Annotated in this window: 6 protein-coding genes; 4 read left to right on the forward strand and 2 right to left on the reverse strand. The window is 60.1% G+C overall.

The window, feature by feature from the left end; all coding sequences use genetic code 11:
* Positions 1 to 398: 398 nt before the first annotated feature.
* The gene (locus EN939_RS21830) at positions 399 to 656 is read left to right on the forward strand and encodes a YjhX family toxin (RefSeq protein ID WP_127269620.1); all 258 of its coding nucleotides are present in this window, start codon (positions 399 to 401) and stop codon (positions 654 to 656) included.
* A gap of 48 nt (positions 657 to 704) precedes the next feature.
* Here the strand turns inward: EN939_RS21830 and EN939_RS21835 are convergent, their stop codons facing one another.
* A complete protein-coding gene (locus tag EN939_RS21835) occupies positions 705 to 1,136 on the reverse strand; it encodes a CBS domain-containing protein (RefSeq protein ID WP_027039198.1) in 432 nt (143 codons plus the stop codon).
* Positions 1,137 to 1,223: 87 nt separating this feature from the next.
* Entirely contained in the window at positions 1,224 to 1,982 is a 759-nt protein-coding gene (locus tag EN939_RS21840) for a rhomboid family intramembrane serine protease (RefSeq protein WP_127269621.1), read from the reverse strand.
* 388 nt (positions 1,983 to 2,370) lie between these two features.
* On the opposite strand from EN939_RS21840, the gene EN939_RS21845 reads away from it, so the two are divergent.
* The 3 genes from EN939_RS21845 to EN939_RS21855 all read left to right on the forward strand — a co-directional run bounded on the left by EN939_RS21845 (position 2,371) and on the right by EN939_RS21855 (position 4,518).
* Positions 2,371 to 3,003, forward strand: a complete 633-nt coding sequence (locus tag EN939_RS21845) for a PAS domain-containing protein (protein WP_023812148.1) — start codon at positions 2,371 to 2,373, stop codon at positions 3,001 to 3,003.
* A 177-nt stretch (positions 3,004 to 3,180) separates the two neighbouring features.
* On the forward strand, positions 3,181 to 3,798 hold the full coding sequence (locus EN939_RS21850; RefSeq protein WP_236383445.1) for a PilZ domain-containing protein: 618 nt from the start codon (positions 3,181 to 3,183) through the stop codon (positions 3,796 to 3,798).
* A 111-nt stretch (positions 3,799 to 3,909) separates the two neighbouring features.
* Positions 3,910 to 4,518: a transglutaminase-like cysteine peptidase gene (locus EN939_RS21855; protein ID WP_127269622.1), complete on the forward strand. Its 609-nt coding sequence runs from the start codon at positions 3,910 to 3,912 to the stop codon at positions 4,516 to 4,518.
* Positions 4,519 to 4,582 lie beyond the last annotated feature (64 nt).

A 4,582-nucleotide genomic window follows, 5' to 3' on the forward strand; every position in this document is an offset into this window, starting at 1 on the left:
GACCTGCGCATGGACCTCGAGGCCGATGATGATCTCCCAGTCGCCGGTGGCACCGGAAACAAGGCGCTTGGCGTCGGGTGTGCGGGTGTCGATGAGGGACATTGTGGCCTGCGTATTGGAACTCGGATTATGCATTTACGCATATTTTGGTTTGCAACTTCGCTAGTGCAAACCGCTTCGCGAGACAAGCGCCCAAAAAACACAAGCGCAAAGCCACGGACTGGCCTTCTCAGCCGCTTTCGCCTATAGGACGTCCATTCCAATGGAGAGTGGATGTCCACTTACGCTCAGTCCCGGTAAGGCCCTGACCTCTTGGCGAGGCAGGGCAGAAAACCTGAAACCCCGTGCCGCGAAGCTTCGCGGCGGCGGCATTTTTTGTTTTCCCGGAAAACTCTCACATGGATATTTCGCGCACTGAACAGCGCATCCTGCACCTGCTCGCGCAGGGCGGACGCATTGAAATCGAAAAGAACGACAAGAAGCGGATCGCCTCCGTCAAATGCCTGACCCGCGACGGCTGGCACTATCCGGACGTCGATCTCGACATGTTTCGAAAGCTGAAGCGGAAGAAGGCGGTTTCTTCGTCGGGAGGCGGCCCCTACCGCATCACCCGGCGCGGGCTCGCACTCGTCCGCTCCGAACTCGACAACAGGTAGCCCGCGGTTCCGCCGGTCGGTTCTCCGGCCGGCGGTTCGCCTCACCGTTCAGGCAGTGGCGATATAGGCCCTGATCTGGTCGGCCTCGCGCTCGACATCCTCGATGCGGCGCTTGACCACGTCGCCGATGGACACGATGCCATCGAGCATGCCGTCCTTTTCCACCGGCAGATGGCGGAAACGGCCGCGGGTCATAATCTCCATCACCTCGTTGACGGTGTGATTTTCGTTGCAGATCTTCACCTTCGGCGTCATCGCCGAACGCACCGCGATATCGAGCGCGGCTCCACCTTCCCGGGCGACAACCCGGACGATGTCGCGCTCTGACAGGATGCCGACGATCTTGCGATCGCCATTGGTGATGACCAGCGCACCGATCTTGTGCTCTGCCAGGATGCGGATGGCTTCGCTCAGCTTTTCGTTCGGCCCGAGCGTCAACACGTCATGGCCTTTTCTCTCGAGAATTGCCTTCACCGTCATGGCGTCCTCCTCTGCTTTGCCTGCCGGTTCCTGCCCTGACCGGCCTTCACGTAAGAGTGAACATCGTGCGCCGTGATCGGTTGCATTTCAAGTGCGGTGGTCAGTCGTCTCCCACTCGGGCGCCTGCCATCGCCTGTCGAACCAGCGCAGGCCGAAGAAGCCCGCGACAAAGCCGCCAATATGAGCCTCCCAGGCGATCTGACCATCTACCCCTGGGGCAAACCCGAGCAGGCCGGTGGCGAGATTGATGACCATCCACATGGCGAGGAAGATCACGACACCGCGCAGGCGCAATACGAATGCGATCGGCAGCACAGGGCCGGCGAAGGCGGCCTTGCCGGCCGAACGGTCGGTGCGGAAGCCGAAACGCGCCGCAGCCCCCATCATGCCCGATATCGCACCGGAAGCCCCGACCAGCGGCGCCTCACCATAAGGATGCATCGCCCAGAAAAGCGCGACCGAAGCCAGCCCGGTTGCGGCAAAAAACAGCGCGAACCACAGCGCTCCCAGACGGTTTGCCAATGGTGAACCAAACGCGGCGAGCCACACCATATTGATGGCGATATGGGCAAAGCCGCCATGCATGAAGGCATAAGTGAAGGGCCGCGAAAACAGGAACCAGTCGAAGCCGTATTGCCCGGTGTAGAGAACGGGGATGAAGGCCCCGTCATACAGCAATGTCATCTGCTGGGATTCGCTCAACACATATTGCTGCAACAGGTAGACGACGACACAGATGCCGATCACCGCCAGCACGACGGGCGGCAGGTTGAACACCGGCTCGCGCCGCGGTTCAGGTGCGCCCTCGACCGGGTCGACTTCCGAGGGAGATGCCGGTTCACTCATTTGAAATTGCACTCTGCGGGATTCGGGGCTCGAGCATCTAGATCACCACGGACCGAACCGCAAACCGCGAATCGCCGCGGCGCGAATCAAAAAAGAAGCCGTTCAAGGTTTCCCTTGAACGGCTGGTCGAGCCCCCTGCTCCCCTAAAACTCTTGACTGAAGTGCTGCCGATCGTCGCGAAACGACCGCTTCTGGAGTGGTTTTTGTGTGCCACGGGGCTCGCTTCGATGCAACGTAAACCACTTGTTAACCTTAACGGCCCCGACCCGTGAACAAGTGTTAACGACGCTGGCACGCTTCCTGCTCCGCAACGCATGTAGGTCATCGGAGGGCGCCCTTCTGTTCACCGATGGGACATCAGACGACAGATTGCGCGGAGCAGCATAGTATGAACCAGAATGGATCGATCACGCTGTTCCAATATTGGAACCGCCTGCGTGATGGACGCCCTGCCCCGAAGCGTTCGGAGGTCGAGCCGGCCGACATCAAGTCGCTGCTGGCCGACACCTTTATCCTGGAGCGGGACACGCGCGGACAGGCCGTATTCCGGCTGGCCGGCACCAGGCTTTGCGCCTGCTACGGCCGCGAACTCAAGGGGTTTTCCTTTCCATCGCTGTGGCGCGAGAAGGATCAGCGGCTCGTCTCGCGGCTGATCCATGGCGTCTTCGAGCAGAAGTCGGTCGTGCTCATCAGCTATGAGGGTTTCAGCCGCAACGGGCGCTCCAACAAGTTCGAACTGCTTGCCCTGCCGCTGGACGGCGGTGTCGAAAATCCGCGTTGCCTGGGCGTCATCAGCGCCGTGGAGAAGCCCTTCTGGCTGGGTGCCGATCCGATCACCGACGCGTTGATCGATTCGATACGCGTCATCGATCCGGAGAAGGAGCTTCTCAACAATCGCCCGGCGATCGATGTTCCCTCGCTCGTTCCCGATGAACTTGGAGCACCCGAGACGATCTCGGCGCTCGGCCGGGCGCGCCGCATCCGCCATCTCGTCGTGTTCGATGGCGGGCGCGAGGAATAGTCCGTTTGCGGCCTGATGCACGTCGCCCAAAACTGCGCGGCTGTTTTGGCACCGCGACCTGCAAAAAGGAAACCCCTGGAGCGCCCGCTTTTTCCCTTTGTTAACCCGCTTTGTTGTACTTCTCTGATGAAGTTCCTCGCATCGGCGCGCGGGATGCCAAACGGGGTGTAGGCAGTCATGAGGTCAGCGGCGGTCGACTATGCGCCGTCCCAAGCTGAAAGGCGTAACTTTCAGCGCGTCCGGGTTAAAATCTACGGACGCTTCATGCTGGAAGACCGCACCGAACACCCCTGCCAGGTCGTCGACATGTCACCGGGCAATGTCGCGTTTCGCACCGACCGCATCGGCATGCCCGGCGAAAAAATCATTGCCTACATCGATCATATCGGCCGCATCGAAGGTGTAGTCACCCGCACCTTGCAGGACGGTTTCGCGATGACCGTCATCGCGTCGGATCGCAAGAAGGACAAGCTGGCCGCGCAATTGACCTGGCTCGCCAACAAGCATGAACTCGACCTGCCGGAAGATCGCCGCCACGAGCGCGTCGCGCCGCGCAATCCGACCAGCGTGCTGCAGCTCACCGACGGCCGCCAGTACCAATGCCGTATAATCGACCTTTCGCTCTCCGGCGCCGCGGTCGAGATCGACGTCAAGCCGGCGATTGGCATCCAGTGTGGCCGGTTTTTTGTTTTCGACGCCATGACCGGCATGCTTAGCCCACTCTTGGCGGGCTTGGGAGCCCTCCGCGCACCGAGATTGGCGCCTCAATATGCAAACGAATTAATACTCAAATGATTCAAATTTTACGTTTATTCTACTGGAGTTTTACTCAATATCTACTTCGAGCTTTTGCGTCAAATAAATCCACATGTGGCAATGTCTCCTTCGAACGGGGAGACTACAACAATGAAGAACACGAGGGGCAAGCTGTTGCTGGTGGCAATGGCGATGCAGCTTTCCGCTTGGGGATCAGCATATGCCGCGGGACCGGCCTATATGCACACCGGCGGACGCACCACCCAGCCTGTTGGCCATTATGAGTTCTGCCAGCGCAGTCCTGGCGAATGCAGCGAACGGACCCCGAAGGGTGCGCCGGTCGAACTGACCCGCAAACTGTGGGCGACGATCGTCAACATCAACAATTCGGTCAACACTCGCATCAAGCCGCGCACCGACATGGAAAACTACGGTGTCGAGGAATATTGGGCCTATCCGGCCAATGGCTATGGCGATTGCGAGGATTACGCGCTGGAAAAGCGCCGCGAGTTGATGGATGCGGGCGTGCCGGCCGGCAATTTGCTGATGACAGTGGCGCGCCAGCCGAATGGCGACGGCCACGCGGTGCTGACCGTGCGCACGAGCCTGGGAGAATTCATCCTCGACAATCTCGAGACCAAGGTCCTGTCCTGGACGGACACCGACTACACCTATCTCAAGCGCCAGTCGGACCAGAATTCCGGCGTTTGGGTGACGATCAATGACGGCCGCTCCGACGCGGTCGCCAGCGTCCGCTAGAACAGAGCTCAAGCGCGCCGCGTGAATGCGAGGCGCTTCAGGAGAAACCCGGTCGAGTCCCCAC

This window comes from Mesorhizobium sp. M7A.F.Ca.CA.002.05.1.1 (assembly GCF_003998335.1).
Lineage (GTDB): Bacteria > Pseudomonadota > Alphaproteobacteria > Rhizobiales > Rhizobiaceae > Mesorhizobium.